Origin of the sequence: Acinetobacter sp. AYS6 (genome assembly GCF_025630795.1) — a bacterium.
Classification (GTDB): domain Bacteria; phylum Pseudomonadota; class Gammaproteobacteria; order Pseudomonadales; family Moraxellaceae; genus Acinetobacter.
This window is the reverse complement of the sequence record NZ_JAOTNV010000011.1, coordinates 149,701-174,532: the sequence shown is the minus strand read 5'-3', so window position 1 is coordinate 174,532 and position 24,832 is coordinate 149,701. Positions and strand designations below refer to the sequence as shown.

Here is a 24,832-nt window from a genome sequence, read left to right as displayed (position 1 = left end):
ACACCCCCAACTCAATAGTTGGGGGTGTTTTTTTATGCAGATATTAATCTGAAAAAATAAAAATTTAGGACATTGGAAATATAGGCTCAAAGTCGGATTTGCATGCTAACCATATTCTATGAATATAATAATGAAGTTTCTTATTTTTAGGTGCTTACGTGAAAATTAATTCCTTCTCTTCAATACCTGAGGATGATGACGAACTCTCTCTGCCTGAATTGGTCTATTGGGCTTCTTTAGGTGATCTGGAACAGGTAGAGCAATTACTTTTAGAAGGACAAGATCCTAATCAGGCAGATGATGAAGGTTATAGTGCTTTGCAGGCAGCCGCTGAAAATGATTATTTAGAGATAGTTAAACTCTTGGTAGGAAAAGGTGCTCAAGTCACTTATAAAAGCGAATATACAGCGCTACAGCTTGCAGAAATGGCTGGTAATATAGATGTGGTAAATTATTTAAAAAGCTTATAAAAGATAAAAGGCCTCTATTTTGTTTATAGAGGCCTTTTTTAAATTTAAGATAAGTGATATTTCTGTAGTTTCTCAACAATAGATTGAAGCCCTTTGACTTCAAACTCATTAGCTTCGAATTTTTCATCTTTATTGCGTTTAAAGATATCTCGTATCTCTATTACAGCATTGGGATCAACAATACTTAAACTTGAGGTGACTTGGCGTAGTTGGCTAATAGACCGAGAACCATTTGTTGAACCATAGCCAATAAATGCAGCGGGTTTGTCTGCCCATTCTTTGCCTACATAGTCCAAGGCATTTTTTAGAGCTGGACTGTAACCATGGTTGTATTCTGGGCTAATAAAGATAAAAGCATCTGCTTGAGCAATTTTGTCTGCCCATTCTTGTTGTTTAGGTTGATCATAAATTCCAGTAGTGGGTGGATGAGATCCTGAAAATAGAGGTAAATCCCATTCTTTCAAATCGATTACTTCGGTTTGGAAATCATTTAGACCCAATGTTGGAATTGTTGATTCTAGCCAATTGGCAATTTTAATTGCTGTACGTCCTTCACGAACACTTCCGACGATAATATAGACCAGCATGTATTTTTCCCAAGGATTTTTATACTTATAACTTAATTCATTATATAGGTTGGGGAGAATATAGAATTTGTAAGGATTCTTATGTCATCAATAAAAAATTGAGTAATAAAAAAGCCCTCATTCAGAGGGCTCTTTTATTTACATGAGTTTAATGCCTTGTTGGCCTTCGGGAGTTACCTTGAATATTTCTACTTCAAAAGTAATATTTTTCCCAGCTAAAGGGTGATTAAAATCAATCTCTGTAATGTCATCATTAACCGACTTCACTACTCCAAATAGAGTTGTTTTTGCCTTATCTTCAAACTCAATCATATGACCAGGAATAGGGCGTTGTTCAAACTTAACTGTATCGAAAGTTTGAATATTTTCTGGATTCCATGGACCAAATGCATCTTCTGGTGGAAGATGTACTGTACGGCGGTCACCAGCACGTAAACCAAATAATGCTTTTTCAAAGCCAGGTAAAAGATTTCCGTCACCAATAGTCAAAGTAACAGGTTCTTCACGGTTACGTGTATTATCGATTTCTACACCATTTTCAATAGCGACAGAAAAGTGTAGATCGACTTTAGAGCCGTCTGTAATGCGAATTTCTTCGTTAGGTTGGATAATTTCGGTCATATTATGCATCCGAATTTTGGTTGCGTTGCTTCTCAAGGAAGAATGTATCGATGAGTAGCAAGATGGTACCTAAGGTAATGGCACTGTCCGCAATATTAAAAGCTGGAAAGTGATGATTTTGGTAATAAACATGAATGAAATCGACAACATAACCTAGGGTAATACGGTCAATTAAATTGCCTAAAGCTCCACCTAAAATTAAAGCGATGGCTACAGGTAGCACCACCATTTTTTTAGGCATACGAAGCAACCAAAATACAAAAAGGATTGAAACTAAGCCTGCTAAAGATGTGAAGAAATAGCGTTGCCATCCTCCTGCATCCGATAAAAAGCTAAAGGCTGCACCATAGTTATGTAATAGTGTCCAGTTTAAAAATGGAAGCACAGGCACAGGATCTGCGTAGTTCAGATGTGTACTTGCAATCCATTTTGTCCATTGATCCAAAACAATGGCAAGGACAGAAAGTCCAAGCCAAATGAGATTGTGGGGATAAAACTGGAATAAGCCTTTTTTAGCTTGTGAATTAGGCATATTTTCTCACTTCGCCACGACCAGTGACGTTCACAATACAACGACCACATAAACCAGGATGATCGGCATGTGTATTTACATCTGGAAGGACGTGCCAGCAACGTGCGCACTTTTCACCTTCAGCTGCAGATATTTGTACACGTAAGCCTTCCATTTCAGTTGCTTCACCTTGCTCAGCAAATGGATGTACTACTACTTCTGAAGTAATTAGAACAAAACGGAGTTCATCAGCCAGTTGGTTTAAAACTGTTTGTAATGATTCACTAGCCCAAAGTTCAACTTTGGCTGAAAGATTACTGCCGACAAGTTTAGCGTTACGAGCTGCTTCAATCTGTTTATTTACTGCAGATTTTACGCTAATCAATGTTTGCCAATCTTCTTCAGAAAGCAAGTTTGCTTTTGATGAAACAGGCAAGTCATACCATTCTGAAGTAAATACATACTTTTCAGTTTGTTCTGGAATCAGTGGCCATGCTTCTTGAGCGGTAAAGCTTAAGATTGGGCTCATCCAACGGATAAATGCTTGAACAATATGATAAAGCGCTGTTTGTGCAGAGCGACGTGCTTGTGAGTCAGCCTTAGTCGTATATTGGCGATCTTTAATAATGTCTAGGTAGAAACCACCTAAGTCATTAATACAGAAGCTTGTTAACGCGCTACACACTACATGGAAGTTCATTTCTTCGTAAGCAGTGATAATCGTTTGTTGTACTTCATTCGCGCGTTGCAAGATGTATTGATCAAGAGCGATGAGGTCATCTACTGCTAAAGCATCTGTGCTTGGTTTGAAACCATTTAGATTCGCAAGCAAGAAACGTAGCGTATTACGAATACGGCGGTAGCTATCACTTACACGGTTAAAGATTTCTTTAGATGCTGCAATTTCATAGCGATAGTCGCTAGAAGCTACATATAGACGTAAACCATCAGCACCAAGCTGTTTGATGATTTCTTCAAGCGGAATGTAGTTGCCTAAAGATTTTGACAACTTACGACCATTTTCATCCACTGTAAAACCATGTGTTAACAAGGCTTTATATGGTGCACGATTGTGAATTGCCATAGACGTTAATAAAGAAGATTGGAACCAACCACGGTGTTGGTCTGAACCTTCTAAATATAAATCAGCAGGGCTTTGTAATTCTTCACGTTGTTCAAGTACAGCGTAATGTGTTGTACCAGAGTCGAACCATACATCAAGCGTATCGCGAACGGCGTTGTATTGTTCAGCATCTTCACCTATGAAGTCTTTTGCTTCACGTTTGAACCATGCTTCGATACCTTCTTGTTCGATCAGTTGAGCAACTTCTTCGATGAGTTCAGGTGTACGAGGATGTAATTCATTCGTATCTTTATGAACGAAGAAAGGAATTGGAACACCCCAAGTACGTTGACGTGAGATACACCAGTCCGGACGACCTTCGATCATTGACTCAATACGGTTTTTACCCCAATTGGGTACAAACTCGATGTCATTTTCAATCGCGTTAAGCGCGCCTTCACGTAAACCTTTTTGGTCCATGCTAATGAACCATTGTGGTGTAGCACGGAAAATAATAGGAGTCTTATGGCGCCAGCAGTGTGGGTAACTGTGTTTAATTGGTTGATGAGCCCATAAACGGCCTACAGCACCCAAAGCTTCAATAATCTTTGGATTGGCTTTATAGATGTGTTCACCAGCATAGATTGGAGCAGTTGGTAAATAAACACCATTACCACCGACTGGATTGTCTACTTTAAGGTTGTATTGAAGACCTACTTTATAGTCGTCTGCACCATGGCCAGGCGCTGTATGTACTGCACCTGTACCGCTTGTTGCAATAACGTGTTCACCCAAAATCACTGGGACTTGACGATCGGTAAGTAAAGGGTGTTGTAAAGTAAGATTTTCAAGAGCTGAACCTGTAAAGTCAGCTAAAACAACTGGGTTTTCAAGCTTGTAACGCTCAATTGCTGAAGCAACTAAGTCTTTAGCAAGAATGAAGTTTTGCTTGCCACGCTCAGTAGTCACTTGTACCAATTGATATTCAATTTCGGCATGCAAAGCAACAGCTTGGTTAGCTGGTAATGTCCACGGCGTAGTCGTCCAGATCACGATATCTGTCGGGTCTTGAACTTCTACGTTTAAACGGGCACTTAAATCTTTTAGATCTACAACACCAAAACCAACGTCAATTGCGTCAGATTTTTTATCTTCATATTCAACTTCAGCTTCAGCAAGTGCTGAACCACAGTCCATACACCAGTTCACTGGCTTTAAGCCCGGCTGGATATGACCATTTTTTTGGATTAAGCCTAAAGTACGAACAATATCGGCTTCTTGTTTATAGTTCATGGTGAGATAAGGATTATCCCAATCACCTAAAATACCCAGACGTTTAAAGTCAGTACGCTGTAAATCAATTTGTTTTAGAGCATATTCACGGCAAAGTTTACGGAAAGTAGCTGCGTCAACTTTTTCGCCAACTTTACCCACTTTTTCTTCAACTTTTAGCTCGATTGGCAAGCCATGACAGTCCCAACCCGGAACATAAGGTGCATCAAAACCTGCCAAAGTACGGCTTTTTACAATCACGTCTTTGAGTACTTTATTAACTGCGTGACCTAAGTGAATTGTACCGTTCGCATATGGAGGGCCATCGTGCAAAATATATTTTTTCTTGCCAATACGCGATGCACGAATCTGCTGATAAATGTTGTCGGTATACCACTCTTCTAACCATTTCACTTCACGTACTGCCAAATTTGCTTTCATTGCAAATTGAGTATCCGGCAGGTTTAGCGTGGCTTTGTAGTCCACTGCATTCTCAGGAGTTTGCTTATCGCTCATGCAAGTTTTCATCCAGTTTAATCAGCTAGGGAGCCGACATGTTTTACAATCAAAATTCGAATTAAAAAGGAAATTGTGTCGTGTCGTTACGGTATTGTCGTAACTGCTGCACGTCATTATCAATTCCTGCCTTAAGTGCCTCAAGCGAAGGGTAGTTCAATTCACCATGAAGATAGTGAAGGAAAGTCACCCGCATAAATAAGCCATACAGATTAGCAGAAACATCAGGGAAATGTACTTCTAATCTCCACTCTGGATGTTCTTGCTGAATGGCTGGACGTGTACCGACATGTCCTGCGCCATATAGGCTGTTTTCATGATATCCGGCAATTCCCGGTTTTTCGGGTGTATCTTGACGCACTTTTTGAGTAAGTGAGGTTGTTTCACAAATGACTTCAACACCATAAATACCATTTAAACACGGCTTGTGGCGGTTGAGGCGAACGTTAATCGTTGGAAAATCCAGAGTTCGGCCAATCTGGTCGCCATATTGAACTCGTCCAGTAATACTGTAAGGACGACCTAATAATTTAGCAGCTAAGGCAAGATTTCCTACCTGAAGCACTTGGCGAATACGAGTTGAACTTACGCGTTCACCTTCAAGTTCAATTGTATGTAAATTTGTGACCCCAAATCCGTAATCTTTTAAAAATTCGCTGTTGCCTTGGCGGTCTTTGCCGAAATGAAAGTCATCTCCTAAAACCAAAGACTGCGCGTTTAATTTGTCTTTTAATAAATCAGCAAATTCAGTAGCACTCATGCTACGGAAGTGCTGATCAAATTTAGCAACCGCAATGTAATCTACTCCAAGTTCGGCTAGGTATTCGACTTTTTCCCGTAATGAATTAATACGAGGAGGGGCATCATAACCTTGAAAGAACTCAAGAGGTTGTGGCTCAAAAATCATGACCAATGTTTTTAAGCCTTGTGCTGCAGCAATTTTTTTGAGTTGAGCAATCATCGCTTGGTGACCTAAATGGACACCATCAAAATTACCAATAGTTACCGCTGTTTGAGGTAACTGAAAATTGGGCGATAACGCATTAAGACGAAGCAGTTTCATGAACTTAAAATATGGCTATTTTTGCAAGGGCTATATATTGCCATAATCTCACAGATTCGTCTTGTTGTTGTGTTTTTACTCAGTTATTTTTCAACATGAATATTTGTATATTTAAAATATTGATGAATTAAATAAAAATAAATCAATTTTTCTTATTAATAGTTTGCTCTACTATATCTTTATCCACTCTTTGATTAGAGAACCAAGATGAAAAAACCCTTTTACCAATTAAATCATAGCAAAGATGTTATACGCCATTTTACTCCAAATTGGTTTACAGCGACTATGGGTACTGGCGTGGTCAGTATGATTTTAATTCAGCTTCCATTTGCTCAATCATTTTTATTCACGCTAGCAACTTTGTTATGGCAATTTAATATTATTTTATTCAGCGTTTTTTCAGGTCTTTATTTATTGCGGTGGTTTCTTTTTCCTCATGAAGCGAAGCAAATATTTAACCATCCCAATATGAGCTTGTTTTTAGGGGCTATCCCGATGGGGCTCGCAACGATATTAAACGGGTTTCTAAGCTTTGGTGTGGGGCTTTACGGTGAAGTTGCAATTCATATTGCTCAGGCTTTATGGTACATCGATGTCTTTTTAGCATTCGCAATCGCATGGATCGTACCGTTTTGTATGTTTAGCCGTCAGAACCATCAGCTACATACCATGACCGCAATCTGGCTTTTACCTGTGGTTGCGTGCGAAGTAGCAGCAAGTTCTGCGGGCATGTTAGTCACTCATTTACCAGCAGATTTGCATAGCTTTCATTTATTAATGGCTGGCTACGTACTTTGGGGAATTTCTGTTTTACCCGCATTCGCTATTTTGACGATTTTAATGCTGCGTATGGCTTTACATCAGTTACCGGAAAAAGAAGTCGCAATTTCTAGCTGGTTGTCTTTAGGTCCAATTGGAACAGGTGCTTTAGGTCTCTTGTTGCTAGGAGAGCAGGCACAAAGAGTAGCGCCAAACGTAGGATTTCACCAATTTGCGAATGTCTTTCAAGCTTTAGGAGTTATAGGTAGTCTGGTGCTTTTAGGCTTCGGTTTATGGTGGCTCGGTCTTGCGATTTTAACAACGCTTCGTCACGCAAAGACAGGTATTCCATTCAATTTGGGTTGGTGGGGCTTAACCTTTCCATTAGGCGTATTTATTCTTGCACTGTTTAATTTAGGACATCAGGTTGAAATTGTATTTTTACAATACGTTGCTGTGGCATTGAGTCTTTTATTATTGACAATGTGGGGTGTGGTAATGAAGAAAACGCTAGCAGGCGCATATAGCGGCCAACTGTTCTTTTCTCCGTGTTTAATCGCCTTACAACAAAAAATGCAGTAGTGGTAAAAAGGTGCAAAAAAGCTTTTGCACCTGATTTATACTTATTTTCTAATTTATTTAATTTTGATCTGAGCTTTTTGAATGAACGCTGATATTGCTTTAATTATGGCACTTCCTAATGAATCTAAAGGTTTGTTTGAGCAGGCAGGTGTTGAAGTCCATTACAGCGGGATTGGTAAGATTAATGCTGCCTTTAAAGCATTTGAGGTTATTCAAAAAACTGGCTGTAAAACTTTAATTAATCTAGGTACGGCCGGAAGCTCTGCATTTAATCGACATGATTTAGTCGAGGTGAAGACTTTTGTACAACGGGATATGGATGTTTCACCGCTAGGGTTTGAAGTAGGTGTAACGCCGTTAGATGATCACTTGGCGGCAGAGATTCATCTTCAACCACATTTTGCTGATTTGCCAAAAGCAGTTTGCGGAACTGGAGATTCATTTGAAACGGGTCAGCCCAAAGTAGCTTGTGATGTGGTAGATATGGAAGGGTATGCCTTAGCCAAAGTCTGCCATAAGTTAGGTGTACGCCTGATTTCGGTGAAGTATATTACTGATGGGGCAGATGACACTGCACATGTGGATTGGGAAGAAAATTTATTATTAGGCGCCCAAAAACTTTTGGCGCTTTATCAAAATCATTTCTAAAAAAAGATCGGCAAATTTGCCGATCTTTTTTCGGTTTTAACGAGGCAATACGCCGTAGAGCATTAGGTGGACTGTATGCTCAATTGAGCGTTGGAACATGCTGCGGTTACGCAGTGTTTTCCCAGTCACCATTTCCATTTGGGTTGCAAAATCTGCATAGTTTTGCGTAAGACCCCAAATGTTTAAGATTAGTAATTCGGGGTCGATATCTGGTGAAATTTTCCCTTCTTCCTGCCACGTCTGAATGACTTTAGCTTTTCGTTTAAATAGTTTTTTTAATGGCCCTTTGAGAATAGGTAAAATATGTGGAGCGCCTTGAATTATTTCTAATGCAAATAATCTAGATGCTTTCGGTTGGCTACGAGACAGTTCGATTTTTTGTATTAAATAGTGAGATAAAGCTTCGGCTGGTTCTAATTCAGCTTCTAAAGTTTGTAAGGGAGCCAACCATTTTTGTAAAACAGTTGTGAGCACTTCTACATATAAAGACTCTTTATTTTCGTAGTAATAGAAAATATTCGACTTATGCATGTCGGCGAGTTGGGCAATTTCATCCAGACTTGCGCCAGTGAACCCATAGACTGAAAATACGTCAAGGGCGGCAGCAAGAAGCTGATTGCGCTTTTGGGTACTCTTTTTTTGTTCCATCTGCTGCATAATTAAAAAAATAATATTCCCATTGTAAGGGAAATTGTTTGATTTGTGCACAGGTGTCTTGCTTTTTTAATCAAAAAACGGCTAGTTATTTGCGTAATAGATATACTATTGTGCAAAAAATACAGAGATTCACTAGTTTATTGTTATTCTTAAAAATATTTTTTAAATTTCGCCCTAAAAAAGAGCAATAAAACAGCAGATTTATTGCTCGTAAATTGGGCATTTTTCGGTTGAACAGTTCTCATTACTCATCAGAACCTTAAGTTGCCAAAACCGCATCAAGTACTTGTTGCTCAAGTTGAGCAAAACTAATACTTTTTTTACGTGGGCGTGGCAAATTAACTTGGAAACTTTGAGCAATCTGGCCTTTATCTAATAAGATAATACGGTCAGCCAATTGCACTGCTTCACTTACGTCGTGTGTCACTAAAATGGCAGTAAAACCTTGCTCTTTCCACAAGCGCTCAATCAAGCTTTGCATTTCAAGACGGGTTAAAGCATCTAATGCACCCAAAGGCTCATCAAGCAGTAAAATGCGTGGCGTATGCGATAGGGCACGTGCTAAAGCAGTACGTTGGCGTTGTCCACCAGAGAGTTGTGAGGGCCATTGTCCCGATTTTTCTTTTAAACCAACTTTTTCCAGTAATTCTTCTGCTAAAGCATGTTGGGCTTTAGGTAAACCCAGTTGAACATTTTGAAGAATATTCCTCCAAGGAAGTAGGCGTGGGTCTTGGAACATTACTCGAATATCATCGTTAGTAATGCCCTCACGCAAATGTCGGGCAGATTTAAATTTAATTTCCCCAAAACTGGCTTTATCAAGTTGGGCAATTAAACGTAATAATGTACTTTTACCACAACCACTTCGACCAACAATTGCTAAAAATTCACCAGGCTGGATGTGTAGGTCAAGATCTTCAAGAACCTTGACCTCGCCATAGAATTTATAAAGTTGCTCAATCAGAATTTCTGCACCTAATATAGGTTCTTGAGATTCTTTTGGATCTTCCGGAATGAGCTGCACTTCATTCTGATTAATATTTAAATTCAGATTTGTCATGTTCTAAGCTCCCTTATTTCTGATATCCAGAGTGCCAACGTAGTAAATAGCGTTCTAAAAGCTGTGCTAAAACATCTGCCAGTTTGCCTAATAAGGCGTAAAGAAGAATACCGACCAGAACCACATCTGTTTGTAAAAACTCTCGTGCATTCATGGTCATATAACCAATACCTGCTTGAGCTGAAATGGTTTCAGCAACAATGAGCAATACCCAAACTAGACCTAGAGCAAAGCGTAAACCCACTAAAATAGAAGGCATTGCACCTGGCAAAATAATTTCTTTGTAAAGCTGCCAACGTGAAAGTCCGTAGCTTTTACCCATTTCAATAAGCTGTGGGTCAACCGAACGAATACCGTGATAGGTATTAATATAAATCGGGAAGAAAACACCTACTGCAACTAAAAATAATTTTGCTGTTTCATCAATGCCGAACCACAAGATGACGAGTGGGATAAGTGCTAATGCTGGGATGTTGCGAATCATTTGCAGCGTCGTATCGAGCAGGGTGGAGGCGAAGCGCGAAGAGCCATTCAGTAAACCTAATAGCAAACCTAAACCGCCACCAATCAAAAGCCCCAGCAAAGCACGACCAGCACTTACCTTAACGTGATGCCATAATTCTCCGCTAACGAGTAAGTGCCAAAAAGCAGAAACAACAGCAGTTGGTGCTGGTAAAATGCGGCTTTCTAAAAGACCCGAACTTGAGGCAATTTGCCAAACAACCAGTAGAACAATGGGGAAAATCCAAGGCAGCAAATGCTGCCCGAGTTGTTTTGTTCCACGTGAAACAATACTTTCACCTTTACTCATGCAGGCTCCTTGACGGAACTATTTTGCTTCTTCTCGTCTGGAACATAGTTATTGGCAATAATTTCACCGAATGGACCGGTTAAATTTGGCTGAGCAAGTTTAGCTCGGGTCTCGATTGGTAATAATGGGAAGACCAACTCTGCAAAGCGGATTGACTCTTCAAGATGTGGATAGCCTGAGAAAATAAAAGTATCGATACCTAAGTCAGCATATTCTTGAATGCGGGCAGCAACTGTTTCTGGGTCACCTACAAGTGCTGTACCCGCACCACCACGGACTAAGCCAATACCTGCCCAAAGGTTTGGAGATACTTCAAGCTTGTCTCGGTTGCCGCCGTGGAGAGCTGCCATACGCTGTTGACCTACCGAATCCATCTGCGCAAACTTTTTCTGTGCAGCTGCAATAGTCGCATCATCAAGATATTGAATAAGCTCGTTCGCTGCTGCCCACGCTTGTTCGTTGGTTTCACGCACAATTACATGTAAGCGAATACCATAAGTTAATTTACGACCTTTAGCCTCAGCTTTGGCACGAACGTGTTCGATCTTTTGTTTGACTGCTGCTGGTGGTTCACCCCAAGTGAGATAAGTATCGACTTGCTCAGCTGCAAGATCGACAGCGACATCTGAAGAACCGCCAAACCAAAGTGGTGGATAAGGCTTTTGAACAGGTGGGTAAAGTAGTTTTGCATCATCTACTTGTAAGCGTTCACCGTGGAATGTAAAAGCTTCACCCGTATGTGAGCGTGTCAAAATTTCACGCCAAATTTTTACATATTCATTAGCAGTTTGATAACGTGTTGAGTGATCCTCATATAAACCATCGCCGCGTAGTTCAGCTTCATCGCCACCAGTCACTAAGTTGAGTAACACACGGCCATTTGACAAGCGGTCAAATGTTGCAGCCATACGCGCAGCCAAAGCTGGTGTTGTTACACCCGGACGTAACGCAACTAAAAACTTAAGGTGTTGAGTTGCGTCAATGAGGCTAGCCGCTACAATCCATGGGTCTTCACATGAACGGCCCGTTGGAATAAGTACACCTTCATAACCCAAATTATCTACTGCCACAGCAATTTGCTTCATATAGGCATGGTCAACCTGACGAGCGCCTTTACTTGTACCTAAATAGCGACTATCACCGTGGGTAGGAATAAACCAGAAAATTTTCATGTGCATTACCTATATGTCTATTGAAATTACTTGGCAATCCAAACAGCTTGTTTGATGCTGATTGGTTTTGGAATGATGCCTTGTTGAGTAAAGATGTCTGCGAGTTGCTGCTGTTCAGCAATCACTTTGCTGTTTAGCGGAGCGGCTGATGAAGGGCGCGGGCGGCGTTTAATAAATAAGTCACTGGTTGCAGGCTTTAGTCCTGTGCTTTGGCCAATGGCTGTTGCCGTTTCTGCTTGATGGTTTTGAACCCATTTGTCAGCTTGATTGATTTGTTTGATGAGTCCAGAAACAGCTTTCGGATGTTGTTTAACAAAGTCTGGAGCGGCTAAATAAAATGTATAGTTCGGGCTTAAGCCTTTACCTGATGCAAGAACACGAGCTTGATCTTCTAGTTGTGCTGAAGCGAAGTAAGGGTCCCAAATGGCCCATGCATCAACGGCACCTTTTTGAAATGCTGCGCGAGCATCGGCTGGAGTAAGCCAGATTGGCGTAATGTCGCCCCAGTTTAGGCCTGCTTTGCGTACGGCTTGTACGAGCAAGTAATGCGAACTCGAACCCTTTTGCAGCGCGATACGTTTACCTTTAAGGTCTTTAAGTTGTTTTAGCTGCGAGCTCTTAGGAACTAAAATTGCTGATGCTAGTGGTTTAGCTGCTTCATAGGCAATGTAATATAAAGGCTTTCCAGCTGCTTGTGCGTAGACTGGAGGAGTGTCCCCAGTAACTCCGACATCAAGCGAACCGACAGCCAAAGCTTCTAAAATTTGTGGTCCAGCAGGGAACTCATTCCAAGTAACTTTGGCATTTGGAAATTCTTGTTCAAATAGTTTTTGCTGTTTTGCAATCGCAAAGTTAATTGAACTTTTTTGGAAACCAATACGAAGTTCTTTTACAGTTGGATCAATTGCCCAAGCTGGTGCTGCGATTGTTAAACCTAATACGGTGACTGCACTGATGCGTTTAGCGAATTGTGCCCACTGACTCTTATTAAATAATGACTGATGTTGCATATTGATATCCTTGTTCCCCTTGAGGTTAGGCACAGCATTTATATGATTATTTAAGCTGTGCCCAAGCTGGGTTTATTTCAGTTTTAAAATGGCATCTTGAATGGTGAGCTTGTTAGGAATGAGCTTTTGCGCATAAAAGGCATCAGCTACTTGTTGTTGTTCTTGTGCCACCTTGTCAGAGATTGGCTGAACTCCAAAACCCATACGTGAAATGGAAGTTTTCAGTACATCAAACTCAAGTGCTGTAGGTTTTTCGAGTAGTTTGGCAGCTTCATCCTGATGTGAACTCACCCATTCAGTTGTCTGGTTAAGGGTTTGCACAACTGTATTGAGAACTTTTGGATTATTTTCTGCAAATTTACGGTCAGCTAGATAGAACTGATGATTGCTTACTAAATTTTCACCTGTTGCTAAAACTCGAGCTTGAATTTGATGTTCAGCTGCTGCAAAGAACGGATCCCAAATGACCCATGCATCTACTGCACCTTTTTCAAAGGCAGCACGAGCGTCTGATGGCGGTAAATAAACAGGTTGAATATCACTTAAGCTTAAGTTGTTGGCCTCTAGAACTTTTAATAATAGGTAATGAACATTCGAACCTTTATTAAGAGCAACACGTTTGCCTTTTAAATCTTTAATAGAGTGGATTGGAGAGTCTTTTTGTACCAATAATGCTTCGGCTTTTGGCGCAGCAGGTTGGTTTGCGACATAGACTAAATTTGGATTGGCTGCTTGAGCAAAAATAGGTGGTGCTTCACCTGCTTCACCGAGTGAAACGCTCCCTACATTTAAGCCTTCAAGCAATTGAGGGCCAGCAGGAAACTCGACCCATTTTACTTGCACGCCTTGATCTTTTAGTACTTTTTCTAGGTCACCACGGGCTTTCAAAATGGGCAGAATGCCATATTTTTGATAGCCAATATTTAAAGTTGTGGTGGCGTGTTCTTCTTTTTTGGCACAACCACTTAGCATCATCACTCCTGCAAGGCTGGCTGCGATGACTGAATATTTTGCCCATGAAGTGGTGTTGAAAAGTGCCATGAGATTTCGTGCTCCCCGAAAGAGAAAAATAAAAAATAATTGGATGAGCAGATACCCTAAAGGGATTTTTATTTCAGAAAAAATAAGTATTCGGTCTTTATTTATGCAAAAAAAAGCTAAAAACAATAGGCTATAAACTTATGCAAAAAAGTGATTTATCTAAAAGAAATATATTTAATAAATTGTGATTAAGTTGATGTAAATAAAATAAAAAATATTGAAGTACTAAAAAATAGAGATTTAAAAAAAGTACAACCATAAATTAATAGCGTTTATGGGTGTACTTTTTTAACTAAGCTTATCTGAAATAAGAATATCTTAAAAAGAGCAAAGGCTAGGGAAGCAGTTTCTTAAAGACTAAAGAATTCCTTTGATAGTTATAGAGTGCTTGACGAGCATTCGGTAACTCATCAACACTGACCTGATGAAAACCATGTTCCAAAAACCAATGAGCGGTACGCGTTGTTAAAACGAATAACTGACGAATACCTTGTTCTTTAGCTTTTTCTTCAAGGAATTGCAAAATTTGGCTACCACGATTTGATTTACGATAACTTGGATGTACTGCAACACAAGCAATTTCTGCAGAACGAGTTTCGTTAAATTCGGTTGGAATTGGATAAAGCGCAGCACACGCTAGAATCATACCGTCACGTTCAATAACCGCAAACTGGCTGATTTCTTGCTCTAAGCGTTCACGTGAACGATAAACCAAGATGCCTTCTTCTTCTAAGGGGCGTAATAAATTCATTAAACCGCCCACATCTTTAATATGGGCTGTGCGAACTTCTTCATAATGCGCATCGGTAATCATGGTCCCTATACCATCTCGAGTAAATAACTCTTCGAGAAGGGCACCATCATAGGCGTATGAAATAAGATGAACGCGGTGTACGCCTGATAAAGACGCTTTTTTGGCTTGTTGCAAATGTAAGGTCAGTGTTGGACTAATGGTTTGGTATTGTTGGATATAGTAGTCCAGTTGATGTGGGCTCAACTCACGTAATATTTGTTCATCTTCATTAAGAAGACCTTGTTGCTCCCCAAGAAAAATGAGTTTATCTGCTTTTAAATAAGTTGCAGTTTTGGTGGCAACTTCTTCTGCTCGCAAGTTAAATACTTCGCCTGTAGTGGAATAACCTGTCGGCCCCAGTAGCACAATATTATGATTATCGAGGTGTCGTTCAATTGCATCGGTATCAATAGAACGAACTTCACCTGTAAGTTGGAAATCCATGCCATCACGAATGCCATAAGGTTTAGCAGTCACAAAATTACCTGATACGACATCTATTCGAGCGCCGTACATGGGGGAGTTCGCTAAGCCCATAGAAAGCAATGCTTCAATTTCTAGGCGAATAGAACCTACAGCACTCATGACACAGCTTAAAGATTCGCGTGTGGTAATACGGCTGTTATCATAAAAAGGGGTTTCAATTCCTTTCTCTTTAAGATTCTGATTAATTTGCGGACGTGCGCCGTGCACGAGAATTAAGCGAATACCAAGAGAGTGCAATAAAGCAATATCATGAATGATATGTTCGAAATTAGGATGACGGACTGCTTCACCACCAAACATCAATACGAGTGTTTTATCGCGGTGAGCATTAATGTAGGGCGCTGAGTGTCGAAACCAGTGTACATAATGCTGGGTGTTATTATGCGACTTTTCTAAAGATTTGCTTGGCATACCGATCTCGAATCAACAGCAAAAAGATATAAAGATGATTCTAAACAAAAAAGATTAAAGTCGCATGTTTTAGATAAAAAAACACCCAAAACTGAGTTTGGGCGTTTAAATTTTTTAAATTAGTGAACTACTCTAATAATTTTATGGCTTTGTTCATTCACCAGTACATAATTCCCGTTCACTTTGTACCATTTTTGGTAGCGACCCGGTTTAGTCAATTTTTGATGTTGACGGTAGTCAATCACATAACGTGAGTGTTGATATTCACGGGGTACAACTTGACCTGCTCGCCACACATTGTGGTGGTCATCTTTTTTAATCACTTTAACTGTTTTTACTTCATGTGTTCGATAGTTGTCATGATAGTTATGATCATTCGGTCCTGCCATTGCCGTTGTTGCAACTAAACCACTAAGTGAAAGAACAATTGCTGTTGTTAGTTTTTTCATTGTAAACCTCGAATGATGAATTAAATTTCAATAACTAAAGACTAGTGAACAATTACAGATAAATCGTGGAGGCTACGAAGAATAAATGTGAAAACTAACGATGAAATAAGAAGAAATTAAGAAAATATGAAATGTAAGAATATAAAAAAATCTTTTATTTTTAAAATATATACGTAATAAAAAAGGATAAAACCATGAGGCTTTATCCTTCTTGCTCAGCGATAGCGAGGTTCTAACGCTTTAAAAACCGCGAATACTAACAATACTATTAGAATCAGTATCGACTAAAATGTAGTCATTATTGATTTTGTACCATTGTTGGTTTCGGTCTGGTTTTGGCAAGTTACTGTCTTTATAGTCGACTTTATAGCCATTGCCACGATAGTGCTGTGGCATGACATAACCAGGCTGCCAGCGATGCTGTTTTAACCGTTCAAACCCACGTTCTTCGCGCATACGGCGCTCGTCACGGACACGATCTTCATCATGATCACGTCCAAATCCTGGCCCACGATCATTCCATTCACCACGTGGTCCTCCACCTTTAGGACCTTTGGGGCCATGGCCTCGGTCAAAAGGAGGATCAGCAAAGCTCGCCATACTTGTGGTTAATACGGCTATGGAAAGGGTTAAGATTGTGAACAACTTTTTCATGATGCATCCTCGTTTACATCTGATGTCTCTCATGTTGAATACTCTACGCGCAAAATGCAGAGAAACTGTGAAGATCATTTAATGGTTCAATTAAAATTACGGATAGATCAAGAGTTTTTATCAATAATAAAAAAGGCTTGAATATATCTTTTCAGGTATAGGCAAGCCAGATTTGATGATCGGCTGTAATTTCCTTTAGCTTTTCATCTTTAACTTTTAATCCTGTGCATCAATACTTTGACCATTGAGCGCCAAGCTATCTTCACCCATTAAATAGAGATAAGCAGGCAAGATTGACTCTGGTGTAGGTAGTGTTTTCGGATCTTCTTGCGGGTAGGCTTTAGCACGCATTGCGGTACGCGTTGCACCGGGATTAATGCAGTTAAAGCGGATATTCGGATAAGTATGTTCCGCTGCAAAAATTTTGCTCACCGCTTCAATTGCAATTTTTGAGACAGAATATGCGCCCCATAAAGCACGTGCTTCACGGCCTACACCCGAACTGGTAAATACAACAGAGGCATTTTCTGATTTTTGCAAAAGTGGTAATAACGCTTGAGTCAAAGCAAAAGGCGCACGTAAGTTAACCGCCATGACATCATCCCAAGTTTCGGTTGGATAATGTGCGAGCTCAACGCGTTCACCTAAAATACCGGCATTATGCAAAATACCGTCTAGGCGTCCAAACTGCTTTTCGAGCGTATCGACTAAAAAGTCATAATCACGGTCAGACGCACTCGAAAGTTGTAATGGTAAAATTGCTGGTTGCGGTGCACCCAGACTTTCAATTTCATCATAAATAACTTCAAGTTTATTTAAGGTTCTACCATGCAATACAACGGTTGCGCCATGTAGGGCGTAAGTCAGAGCCGCAGCTCGCCCAATTCCATCGCCAGCACCGGTAATTAAAATAATTCGATCTTTGAGTAGATCTGGACGAGGTTGGTATTCTGAATATTTCATTGGTAAACCTCCTTCTTTTTATATTGATAAAACGAATAACCGTTAAAAAAGCCTATAAAACTCTTATGTTAACTTATCATACGCTGATTTTCCTGTAGAGCAGGAAGCTTTTGACGTAACATATCGTGTAATTCTGTCACCGTATTTACAATCGAATCGGCTTGCCATGCAGCAAGATCATCACGATGTTCGATTGGTAAATAGCCATATGCAGCTAAAATAGTATACATATTGGCATTGCGGCCAGCATCAATATCACGTGGATGGTCACCCACATAAATAATTTCATTTGCTGGGATATTTAACTGTTTAGCCGCCAAATACATGGGTTCCGGATCTGGCTTAGTTTTACTAACATCTTCCGGGCACACTAAAACCGCACAGCGTTCGGTTAGATTTAGCTTTGCTAAAAGAGATTCACTTAATCCGCGTGGTTTGTTGGTCACAATACCCCACGGGATTTGTGCAGCTTCTAGCTCTTCTAAAAGCGGATACATACCTTCAAACAGATCTGTATCAACTACGATATTATTACCATACAGATCTAAAAAGTTTTGACGATGTGCCAAGAAAATTGGATTAGTCACATCCAGCTCTGGATAGACCAATTTCACCATCGCACGTGCACCTTCAGAAACCTGAGTGCGAATGAGGTCGGCATCAACAACCGAACGTCTAGCATCACGGCACATTTGCTGAATAATACGAATGAAGTCGGCAGCCGTATCGATAAGAGTACCGTCTAAATCAAATAAAACAGCTTTCATCATGCACCTGTATTTATCGTGTGAACCATATAATTAACATCAACATTTGGCGCTAACCAGTAATGCTTGGTCAGTGGGTTGTAGTGCAGTCCTGTCATTTCTTTTAAAGTAAGACCTGCATTACGAATGTCATGTGCCATTTCAGATGGTCGAATAAATTTATGATAATCATGTGTACCTTTTGGCAACATGCGTAGTACATATTCTGCACCAATAATGGCAAATAAATAAGATTTTGGGTTACGGTTAATGGTCGAAAAGAACACATGACCACCCGGTTTAACCAAAGCCTGACAAGCTTTGACAATAGATGCCGGATCTGGAACGTGTTCCATCATTTCCATGCAAGTCACCACATCGTATTGGCCTGCTTGTTCTTGTGCTAGTTCTTCTACAGGAATTTGGCGATATTCAATATTTTGAACATTGTCTTGTTGAGCATGCAAACGGCCTACGGCGAGCGGAGCTTCACCCATATCAATGCCCAGTACATCTGCGCCACGACGTGCCATGCTCTCGGCCAAGATACCGCCACCACAGCCGACATCAAGTACTTTTTTACCAGCAAGACCGCCTACACGTTCATCGATCCAGTTTAAACGTAGTGGATTAATTTGATGAAGTGGGCGAAATTCAGAATGTTGATCCCACCATTTGGCAGCAAGTGCTTCAAACTTTGCGATTTCTTGTAAATCAACATTCAATTGCGACATGGTGCTACCTCTAAACTTGAGTTATCTTTTTGGATATAGTTCGCCGTTAGTGTAGCGATTATTGGGAAAAAAGCGATAAACCCAATAAAAAACTTCACAGAAGCAAAACGAATTTAGCATATTTGTTTTATATTTAGGGCATAAGCTAATGCATAACAACTTAGAGGAAAAGCTGTAACAATGAAAAAATTGGTTTTGGGTGGTTTGAGTGCAGCAATTATGGCCGTATCGGGTGGTGCAATGGCAGCAGATTTTGTTGCTGGTAAAGACTACACCGTGATTGCCAATCCAGGCAAAGTGGAAGTTCCGGGGAAAATCGAAGTTCGAGAGTTCTTTTGGTATGGATGTCCACACTGTTTTAAACTTGAACCGCATATGCAAACGTGGTTAAAACAGATTCCTAACGATGTGCGTTTTGTACGTACACCAGCTGCAATGAATAAAATGTGGGAACAAGGGGCGCGTACCTATTATACATCTGAGGCATTAGGTGTACGTAAGCGCACGCATTTACCATTGTTCCATGCGATTCAGGTGAATGGTCAGCAAATTTTTGATCAGGCTTCTGCTGCGAAATTCTTTACTCGTTATGGCGTGCCTGAACAGAAATTTAATAGTACTTACAACTCTTTTGCTGTGACTGCAAAAGTTGCCGAGTCAAATAAACTTGCTCAACAGTACCAATTAACAGGTGTTCCTGCGGTTGTCGTTAATGGTAAATATGTCGTGCAGGGTGAAGATGGTAAAGTTACTCAAGTTCTTAACTATTTAATTGAGAAAGAACGTAAAGCAAAATAAGTTGTTTAAGCTTTACTTCAAAAATGGGCTTCATTTGAAGCCCATTTTTATTAAATTAAATCTATATTTACTTTTTTGTTAATTATCACGAAATATTTCAATTAATTTTGCGGGTTTTCATCTTCGATTTGAAAATTTAAAACATCAAAATTAACAGTTTGAGTTGGCAGCGATAACGCCTGATTAATATACAAATTAATTAATTTTTGGCGAGAACCAATAGAGCGCTGGTAATACGTAGAATTTAAAAGCAGTGATGCGCCATAAGTCAGCGACCAGATGTAAGACAAATAGTCACGAATCGACATATCATAATTCAATGATTTTAAATAATTTTCGGTAATATCTTTAATTGCTAAAATACGCTGTTGGCGAATTTCGTAAAGCTCTTCGAAAAGATGCTTCAACTTAGACTCTGTCATCGTCAGATTTTCTTCAAGTTGATGCAATAGAATCGTTTTTCCAGGCGTGAGCAAATGATGAAGCATATAATGAGGAGCGTATTCTTTGAAATCTGTATTATATTTTTTAGAAATTTCTAAAATTTGCTTTTCATTTTGAATAATGAGCTCAAGTAGAAGCTCATTTTTGCTTCTAAAATGCTTATAAAGTGTGCCTTTAGCAATATCTAGCTCGGCCACTAACTCATCTAGAGTAATTTCCTGATTGTTTTCTAGTAACAACTTTTCTGCCACGCTTAGAATTTTTTCTTTGCGCATCAAAAACTGTGTATGACGATCAAGATTCATAGGTATTCCCACACCAGTTTGGCCTAACTAATAATTTACTTCCTGTAAAAAGAAAAAGACTTTTCTCGAAATTTTTAGCCTTTTTCTTTCTCTCTTTACGTATTACCACATAACCTGTTTTTTGTCATTTGCCGCTTCTACCGTTCCCAGTTTGCAATCCCTCTAAAGAGTAAGCGAACTTGTGTAGAGGCATTTTCAATAAAGGCAGTTTGTTGCTGTTTGAGCTGCTCGTCTTGATATTGTTTAGATAGGTTGAGCCACGTCATTGCCCATGTAAAAGACATGTTGGTCAAAATGGTAGATAAGACATTTAAATCTTGAGGGTGCTGAATATGTTTAAAGTTTTCGAGTTTGATGAGATCTGTTGTCAAATCTTCAATCAGAAATTCGATTTCTCGGGCAATGGCTGCACGAACCGTTTCTGAACCACCCCAACGTTCGGAAATCATAAATTGCCACTGCTTAGGGCTATGATTTACCGCCTGGACAAATAGTTCAATGCTGGTCTGAGTTTTAGCAGATTTGTGTTGTAAATAACTTTGACCTAATTGATGTAAAACACTTTTTAAATGTAGCGCGACTTGGTCGACCAGTTCCTTACCGAGTTCATCCATGTCTTGAAAATGACGATAAAACGCTGTCGGTACCAAACCAACTTCACGTGCAACTTCACGCAAACTGATACTACTGAACGAACGTCCAGACGTGCTCAGATGCAAGGCTGCATCAAGGAGTGCCTGACGACTTTGCTGTTTTCGTTCATCCCGTATCGACATTAAAAGAACCTATTTAAACCGTGAGCCAGAGTCTAACAAAAAAGAGCAAACTTTCATAAAAAAAATAGTGAACAAGTGTTGACTGAGTGAACAGTTATAAATATAGTGTACATATGTTCACTATACGAACATGTGTTCACTCAAATAAATAGCCAGATACAAAAGAGGAACGTATGAACGCAACACTTAATTATCAGCCACATTGGGTTCGAGAAGATTTCGTTGATTTTGTTTTGCAAAAAATTAACGTAACTTGGGCTTGGAAACGGGTACTTGCAGAAGTTACCTCAGTTCAGTCTCTTCATACCGATATGGTGCTTCTCAAGCTCAAACCGAATCGTAATTTCAAATTCGATCAGGTACGTGCTGGGCAGAGTATTTTATTAACTCTACTGATAGATGGAGTTTACCAACAACGTAGTTATTCAATTATTGAAGTGACGAATGAAGGTGAAATATCTTTAGGTATTAAAGTACAAGGCTTGGTGTCTAGTGCAGCTCAACTATTACATGTGGGAGAGTGCATTGAGATTTCCCAGCCACAAGGTGATTTCATTTTGCACCAAGGCCAGCAACCTGCAATTTTAATTGCTTCGGGTAGCGGCATTACTGCAATTTATTCACTTTTGCAGCAAGCTTTGAAACAGCAGCTTGAACAGATTCATGTCATTTATTTTAATCGTGCTGAAGTTTTTCATGCTGATTTAAAAGCTTTGGCAGAAAAGCATCCAGAGCTTCAATATTATTTCTTTAATACCACTGAACAAAAGCAGCATTTAACGGAAGAGTTATTGCAAAAGTTGGTTCCTGATTACACGCAGACTGCAACGTATGTGTGTGGACACCACGGCATGATGCAACAGGCAAATGAAATTTATGCTCAGCAAGGTGCTCAGTCACAGCTTCATCAAGAATATTTCCAGCCGCTTCAGGTGACAGGAACACATACTGCCCAGCCAATTGTTTTCCGCCGTGCCCAACACGAGTTTTTTGCTGAAACGAATTTGCTGAGCAGTGCAGAGCAAGCAGGTCTACGTCCGCAACATGGTTGCCGTATGGGTGTCTGCAATAAATGTAGCTGTACTAAAGTCAGCGGAGTCACTCAAAACCTGTTAACGGGTGAAATCGAAGACCAACCAAACCGTCCAATTAAATTATGCGTGAACCAGGCATTAAGCCCAGTCACGATTGATCTATAAAAAGAATTACAGAGGATTAACCTTATGAATATGGCATTAGAATTTTCTACAGTATCTAAATCTGCACATCTCACTCCAGAACAGACTGAGGAGTTTGGACGTCGTGTTGAACAGATCCGCCAAGAGGTGATGCAAAGCCTAGGTGAGCAAGACGCAAAATATATCTACAAAGTGCGTAATTTTGTTCGTTACACAGAAGTGGCTTCTCGTGGCATGTTGATGTTTGGTGGTTGGATTCCACCTGTATGGCTACTAGGCACAGGCTTATTAGGTATCTCTAAAATTGTAGAGAACATGGAACTCGGTCATAACGTTATGCACGGTCAGTTTGACTGGTTAAATGAACCAAGTCTCAATGGTAATACTTATGATTGGGATACCATTGCATCGGGTGATGACTGGCGTGAAACACATAACTATGTGCATCACACCTATACCAATATTGTTGGTAAAGACCATGATGTCGGTTATGGTCTTTTGCGAGTAAGTGATCAACAGAAGTGGGAGCCTCGCCACCTGTTTAATATTCCATTGGGTCTACAGTTAATGTTTTTCTTTGAGTGGTATGTAGGCGTGCAAAACCTACATCTTGAAGATGCGTTAATTTATAAAACCAAGAGCTGGAAACAAGTTTGGAAAGATGCTTCTAAATTCCGTAAAAAAGCGACTCGTCAAGTTTTAAAAGACTATGTATTTTTTCCAGTCATCTCTGGTCCTATGTTTTTACCAGTTTTTGCAGGAAATGTAGTTGCTAATATTATTCGTAATTTGTGGTCATCTGCTGTGATTTTTAATGGCCATTTTACTGAAGATGCTGAAACTTTTGAGCCTGATAATACGGATACAGAGACCAAGGCTGAGTGGTATTTACGCCAGATCCGTGGTTCAAGTAATTTTAGTGGCACAGAGTGGATGCACTTTATGAGTGGTAACCTAAGCCATCAAATTGAGCATCATTTGTTCCCAGATATGCCAGCTAACCGTTATAAAGATGTAGCTCCAAAAATCAAAGCACTCTGTGCAGAATATGGTATTAACTACAATGAAGCGAGCTTTATGCGCCAGTTCTGGAGTGTGTGGGTACGTTTAGCGAAATGTTCACTGCCGAACCCTACCACTGGAAAAGTATTGCAAACCCTGCAAAAGTTAAAAACCAAATTTAAATTTGCCTAATTTAAGACATTCTAAATAGCTCCTTTTAAGGGGCTATTTTTGTTTTTGAGTAATGAAAAGTGCAGACTTACATTTGAAAGTAGGGAATAAACTCAACCTGTCAAAATCCTTTGCTATACTATGCCCAAGTTTGTATTTAAGAGAAGTTAGGAAGGATTATGCGTATTGACCAACGTGCATTAGACCAATTACGTGAAGTGAAAATTACACGAAACTATACCCGTTATGCTGAAGGTTCTGTGCTGGTCGAGTTTGGTCACACCAAAGTCCTTTGTACTGCAAGCATTGATAACTCAGTGCCACGCTTTTTAAAAGGTCAAGGCCAAGGTTGGGTAACGGCAGAATATGGCATGTTACCGCGTTCAACACACTCACGTTGTGATCGTGAAGCTGCTCGTGGTAAACAAACTGGTCGTACTCAGGAAATCCAACGTCTGATTGGCCGTAGCTTACGTGCTATGGTTGATTTGAAAAAGCTTGGTGAAAATACGATTACCATCGACTGTGATGTGATTCAGGCCGATGGCGGTACGCGTACCGCTTCAATCACTGGCGCGGCTGTAGCGTTAGTTGATGCGATGAATGTTTTATTATCTCAAAAGAAAATTAAGCATGATCCGCTTAAAGGATTAGTTGCTGCAATTTCTGTAGGTATTTATCAAGATGAAGTTTTACTTGATCTTTGCTATGAAGAAGACTCGAACTGTCAAACTGACTTAAACGTGGTGATGACACAAGCGGGTGAGTTCATTGAAATTCAAGGTACAGCTGAAGATAAACCTTTTACTCGTGCACAAAGCAATGCCATGTTAGAAATGGCTGAAAAAGGAATTGCCGAGCTCATTAAAAAGCAACAAGAAGCTTTAGGCTGGTAAGTTTAAGTTTTCTAAAAAACGCATCTTCGGATGCGTTTTTTTATGCCTTCATCAAATCGACATAAAAACATCACTTGCCTGTCACTTTTTCGCTTTATTAGTAGTTCGCATTTAAACCGTTTGGAAAAAACCGATGCGAAAACTTTCATTTTTATTAATTACATCTTTAGCACTTATGCTCAG

General features: G+C 39.9%; 26 protein-coding genes. 7 read left to right on the top strand and 19 right to left on the bottom strand.

Annotated features, from left to right (window positions below; translation table 11 throughout):
* The first annotated feature begins 158 nt into the window (after positions 1 to 158).
* Positions 159 to 470: an ankyrin repeat domain-containing protein gene (locus OD757_RS17515; protein ID WP_263032662.1), complete on the top strand. Its 312-nt coding sequence runs from the start codon at positions 159 to 161 to the stop codon at positions 468 to 470.
* Positions 471 to 514: 44 nt separating this feature from the next.
* On the opposite strand, the gene OD757_RS17510 is transcribed toward OD757_RS17515, so the two are convergent.
* The 5 genes from OD757_RS17510 to ribF all read right to left on the bottom strand — a co-directional run bounded on the left by OD757_RS17510 (position 515) and on the right by ribF (position 6,103).
* Positions 515 to 1,057 carry an NADPH-dependent FMN reductase gene (locus OD757_RS17510; RefSeq protein WP_263032661.1) on the bottom strand — a complete coding sequence of 181 codons (543 nt, stop codon included), beginning with the start codon at positions 1,055 to 1,057 and terminating at the stop codon, positions 515 to 517.
* A 138-nt stretch (positions 1,058 to 1,195) separates the two neighbouring features.
* Entirely contained in the window at positions 1,196 to 1,678 is a 483-nt protein-coding gene (locus tag OD757_RS17505; protein ID WP_004640310.1) for a peptidylprolyl isomerase, read from the bottom strand.
* Between the two features lies 1 nt (position 1,679).
* Positions 1,680 to 2,210 (bottom strand): signal peptidase II, encoded by a 531-nt coding sequence (gene lspA, locus OD757_RS17500; RefSeq protein ID WP_003655819.1) that lies wholly within the window; start codon positions 2,208 to 2,210, stop codon positions 1,680 to 1,682.
* A complete protein-coding gene (gene ileS, locus OD757_RS17495) occupies positions 2,203 to 5,040 on the bottom strand; it encodes an isoleucine--tRNA ligase (RefSeq protein WP_263032660.1) in 2,838 nt (945 codons plus the stop codon). The genes lspA and ileS overlap by 8 nt, the downstream gene beginning before the upstream one ends.
* A gap of 61 nt (positions 5,041 to 5,101) precedes the next feature.
* Positions 5,102 to 6,103 carry a bifunctional riboflavin kinase/FAD synthetase gene (gene ribF, locus OD757_RS17490; RefSeq protein ID WP_263032659.1) on the bottom strand — a complete coding sequence of 334 codons (1,002 nt, stop codon included), beginning with the start codon at positions 6,101 to 6,103 and terminating at the stop codon, positions 5,102 to 5,104.
* Between the two features lie 207 nt (positions 6,104 to 6,310).
* On the opposite strand from ribF, the gene OD757_RS17485 reads away from it, so the two are divergent.
* Both OD757_RS17485 and OD757_RS17480 read left to right on the top strand, forming a co-directional pair.
* Positions 6,311 to 7,444 carry a TDT family transporter gene (locus tag OD757_RS17485; RefSeq protein WP_263032658.1) on the top strand — a complete coding sequence of 378 codons (1,134 nt, stop codon included), beginning with the start codon at positions 6,311 to 6,313 and terminating at the stop codon, positions 7,442 to 7,444.
* An 81-nt stretch (positions 7,445 to 7,525) separates the two neighbouring features.
* Complete coding sequence (locus OD757_RS17480) at positions 7,526 to 8,092, top strand: 5'-nucleosidase (RefSeq protein ID WP_263032657.1); 567 nt, start codon at positions 7,526 to 7,528, stop codon at positions 8,090 to 8,092.
* Between the two features lie 36 nt (positions 8,093 to 8,128).
* Here the strand turns inward: OD757_RS17480 and OD757_RS17475 are convergent, their stop codons facing one another.
* The 12 genes from OD757_RS17475 to ubiG form a co-directional block, all read right to left on the bottom strand.
* The gene (locus OD757_RS17475; protein ID WP_013199284.1) at positions 8,129 to 8,749 is read right to left on the bottom strand and encodes a TetR family transcriptional regulator C-terminal domain-containing protein; all 621 of its coding nucleotides are present in this window, start codon (positions 8,747 to 8,749) and stop codon (positions 8,129 to 8,131) included.
* 259 nt (positions 8,750 to 9,008) lie between these two features.
* On the bottom strand, positions 9,009 to 9,809 hold the full coding sequence (locus tag OD757_RS17470; protein ID WP_263032656.1) for an ABC transporter ATP-binding protein: 801 nt from the start codon (positions 9,807 to 9,809) through the stop codon (positions 9,009 to 9,011).
* Positions 9,810 to 9,822: 13 nt separating this feature from the next.
* The gene (ssuC, locus tag OD757_RS17465; protein ID WP_263032655.1) at positions 9,823 to 10,620 is read right to left on the bottom strand and encodes an aliphatic sulfonate ABC transporter permease SsuC; all 798 of its coding nucleotides are present in this window, start codon (positions 10,618 to 10,620) and stop codon (positions 9,823 to 9,825) included.
* Positions 10,617 to 11,792: an FMNH2-dependent alkanesulfonate monooxygenase gene (gene ssuD, locus OD757_RS17460; RefSeq protein ID WP_056484188.1), complete on the bottom strand. Its 1,176-nt coding sequence runs from the start codon at positions 11,790 to 11,792 to the stop codon at positions 10,617 to 10,619. Before ssuD ends, ssuC begins: the two co-directional genes overlap by 4 nt.
* A gap of 26 nt (positions 11,793 to 11,818) precedes the next feature.
* Positions 11,819 to 12,802 carry a sulfonate ABC transporter substrate-binding protein gene (locus tag OD757_RS17455; protein ID WP_263032654.1) on the bottom strand — a complete coding sequence of 328 codons (984 nt, stop codon included), beginning with the start codon at positions 12,800 to 12,802 and terminating at the stop codon, positions 11,819 to 11,821.
* A 72-nt stretch (positions 12,803 to 12,874) separates the two neighbouring features.
* Complete coding sequence (locus OD757_RS17450) at positions 12,875 to 13,843, bottom strand: sulfonate ABC transporter substrate-binding protein (protein ID WP_204388797.1); 969 nt, start codon at positions 13,841 to 13,843, stop codon at positions 12,875 to 12,877.
* Between the two features lie 334 nt (positions 13,844 to 14,177).
* Complete coding sequence (gene argA / locus OD757_RS17445) at positions 14,178 to 15,533, bottom strand: amino-acid N-acetyltransferase (protein WP_204388798.1); 1,356 nt, start codon at positions 15,531 to 15,533, stop codon at positions 14,178 to 14,180.
* Between the two features lie 119 nt (positions 15,534 to 15,652).
* On the bottom strand, positions 15,653 to 15,982 hold the full coding sequence (locus tag OD757_RS17440; protein ID WP_204388799.1) for an RcnB family protein: 330 nt from the start codon (positions 15,980 to 15,982) through the stop codon (positions 15,653 to 15,655).
* A 240-nt stretch (positions 15,983 to 16,222) separates the two neighbouring features.
* Positions 16,223 to 16,636: an RcnB family protein gene (locus tag OD757_RS17435; protein WP_004795500.1), complete on the bottom strand. Its 414-nt coding sequence runs from the start codon at positions 16,634 to 16,636 to the stop codon at positions 16,223 to 16,225.
* Positions 16,637 to 16,852: 216 nt separating this feature from the next.
* Entirely contained in the window at positions 16,853 to 17,599 is a 747-nt protein-coding gene (locus OD757_RS17430; RefSeq protein WP_004795498.1) for a YciK family oxidoreductase, read from the bottom strand.
* A gap of 68 nt (positions 17,600 to 17,667) precedes the next feature.
* Positions 17,668 to 18,369 carry an HAD family hydrolase gene (locus tag OD757_RS17425; RefSeq protein ID WP_204388800.1) on the bottom strand — a complete coding sequence of 234 codons (702 nt, stop codon included), beginning with the start codon at positions 18,367 to 18,369 and terminating at the stop codon, positions 17,668 to 17,670.
* Positions 18,366 to 19,079 (bottom strand): bifunctional 2-polyprenyl-6-hydroxyphenol methylase/3-demethylubiquinol 3-O-methyltransferase UbiG, encoded by a 714-nt coding sequence (ubiG, locus tag OD757_RS17420; RefSeq protein WP_032033329.1) that lies wholly within the window; start codon positions 19,077 to 19,079, stop codon positions 18,366 to 18,368. The genes OD757_RS17425 and ubiG overlap by 4 nt, the downstream gene beginning before the upstream one ends.
* 180 nt (positions 19,080 to 19,259) lie before the next feature.
* On the opposite strand from ubiG, the gene OD757_RS17415 reads away from it, so the two are divergent.
* On the top strand, positions 19,260 to 19,877 hold the full coding sequence (locus OD757_RS17415; RefSeq protein ID WP_016139684.1) for a thiol:disulfide interchange protein DsbA/DsbL: 618 nt from the start codon (positions 19,260 to 19,262) through the stop codon (positions 19,875 to 19,877).
* A gap of 101 nt (positions 19,878 to 19,978) precedes the next feature.
* Here the strand turns inward: OD757_RS17415 and OD757_RS17410 are convergent, their stop codons facing one another.
* The gene (locus tag OD757_RS17410; RefSeq protein WP_263032653.1) at positions 19,979 to 20,626 is read right to left on the bottom strand and encodes a TetR/AcrR family transcriptional regulator; all 648 of its coding nucleotides are present in this window, start codon (positions 20,624 to 20,626) and stop codon (positions 19,979 to 19,981) included.
* 137 nt (positions 20,627 to 20,763) lie between these two features.
* Complete coding sequence (locus OD757_RS17405; RefSeq protein WP_204388804.1) at positions 20,764 to 21,402, bottom strand: TetR family transcriptional regulator; 639 nt, start codon at positions 21,400 to 21,402, stop codon at positions 20,764 to 20,766.
* 173 nt (positions 21,403 to 21,575) lie between these two features.
* Between OD757_RS17405 and OD757_RS17400 the strand changes: the two genes are divergently transcribed.
* The 3 genes from OD757_RS17400 (at position 21,576) to rph (ending at position 24,649) form a co-directional block, all read left to right on the top strand.
* Positions 21,576 to 22,601: a ferredoxin reductase gene (locus OD757_RS17400; protein ID WP_263032652.1), complete on the top strand. Its 1,026-nt coding sequence runs from the start codon at positions 21,576 to 21,578 to the stop codon at positions 22,599 to 22,601.
* A 30-nt stretch (positions 22,602 to 22,631) separates the two neighbouring features.
* Positions 22,632 to 23,774, top strand: coding sequence for a fatty acid desaturase family protein (locus OD757_RS17395; RefSeq protein WP_263032664.1), 1,143 nt, complete (start codon positions 22,632 to 22,634; stop codon positions 23,772 to 23,774).
* Between the two features lie 158 nt (positions 23,775 to 23,932).
* Positions 23,933 to 24,649: a ribonuclease PH gene (rph, locus tag OD757_RS17390; RefSeq protein WP_199967796.1), complete on the top strand. Its 717-nt coding sequence runs from the start codon at positions 23,933 to 23,935 to the stop codon at positions 24,647 to 24,649.
* Positions 24,650 to 24,832: the final 183 nt, after the last annotated feature.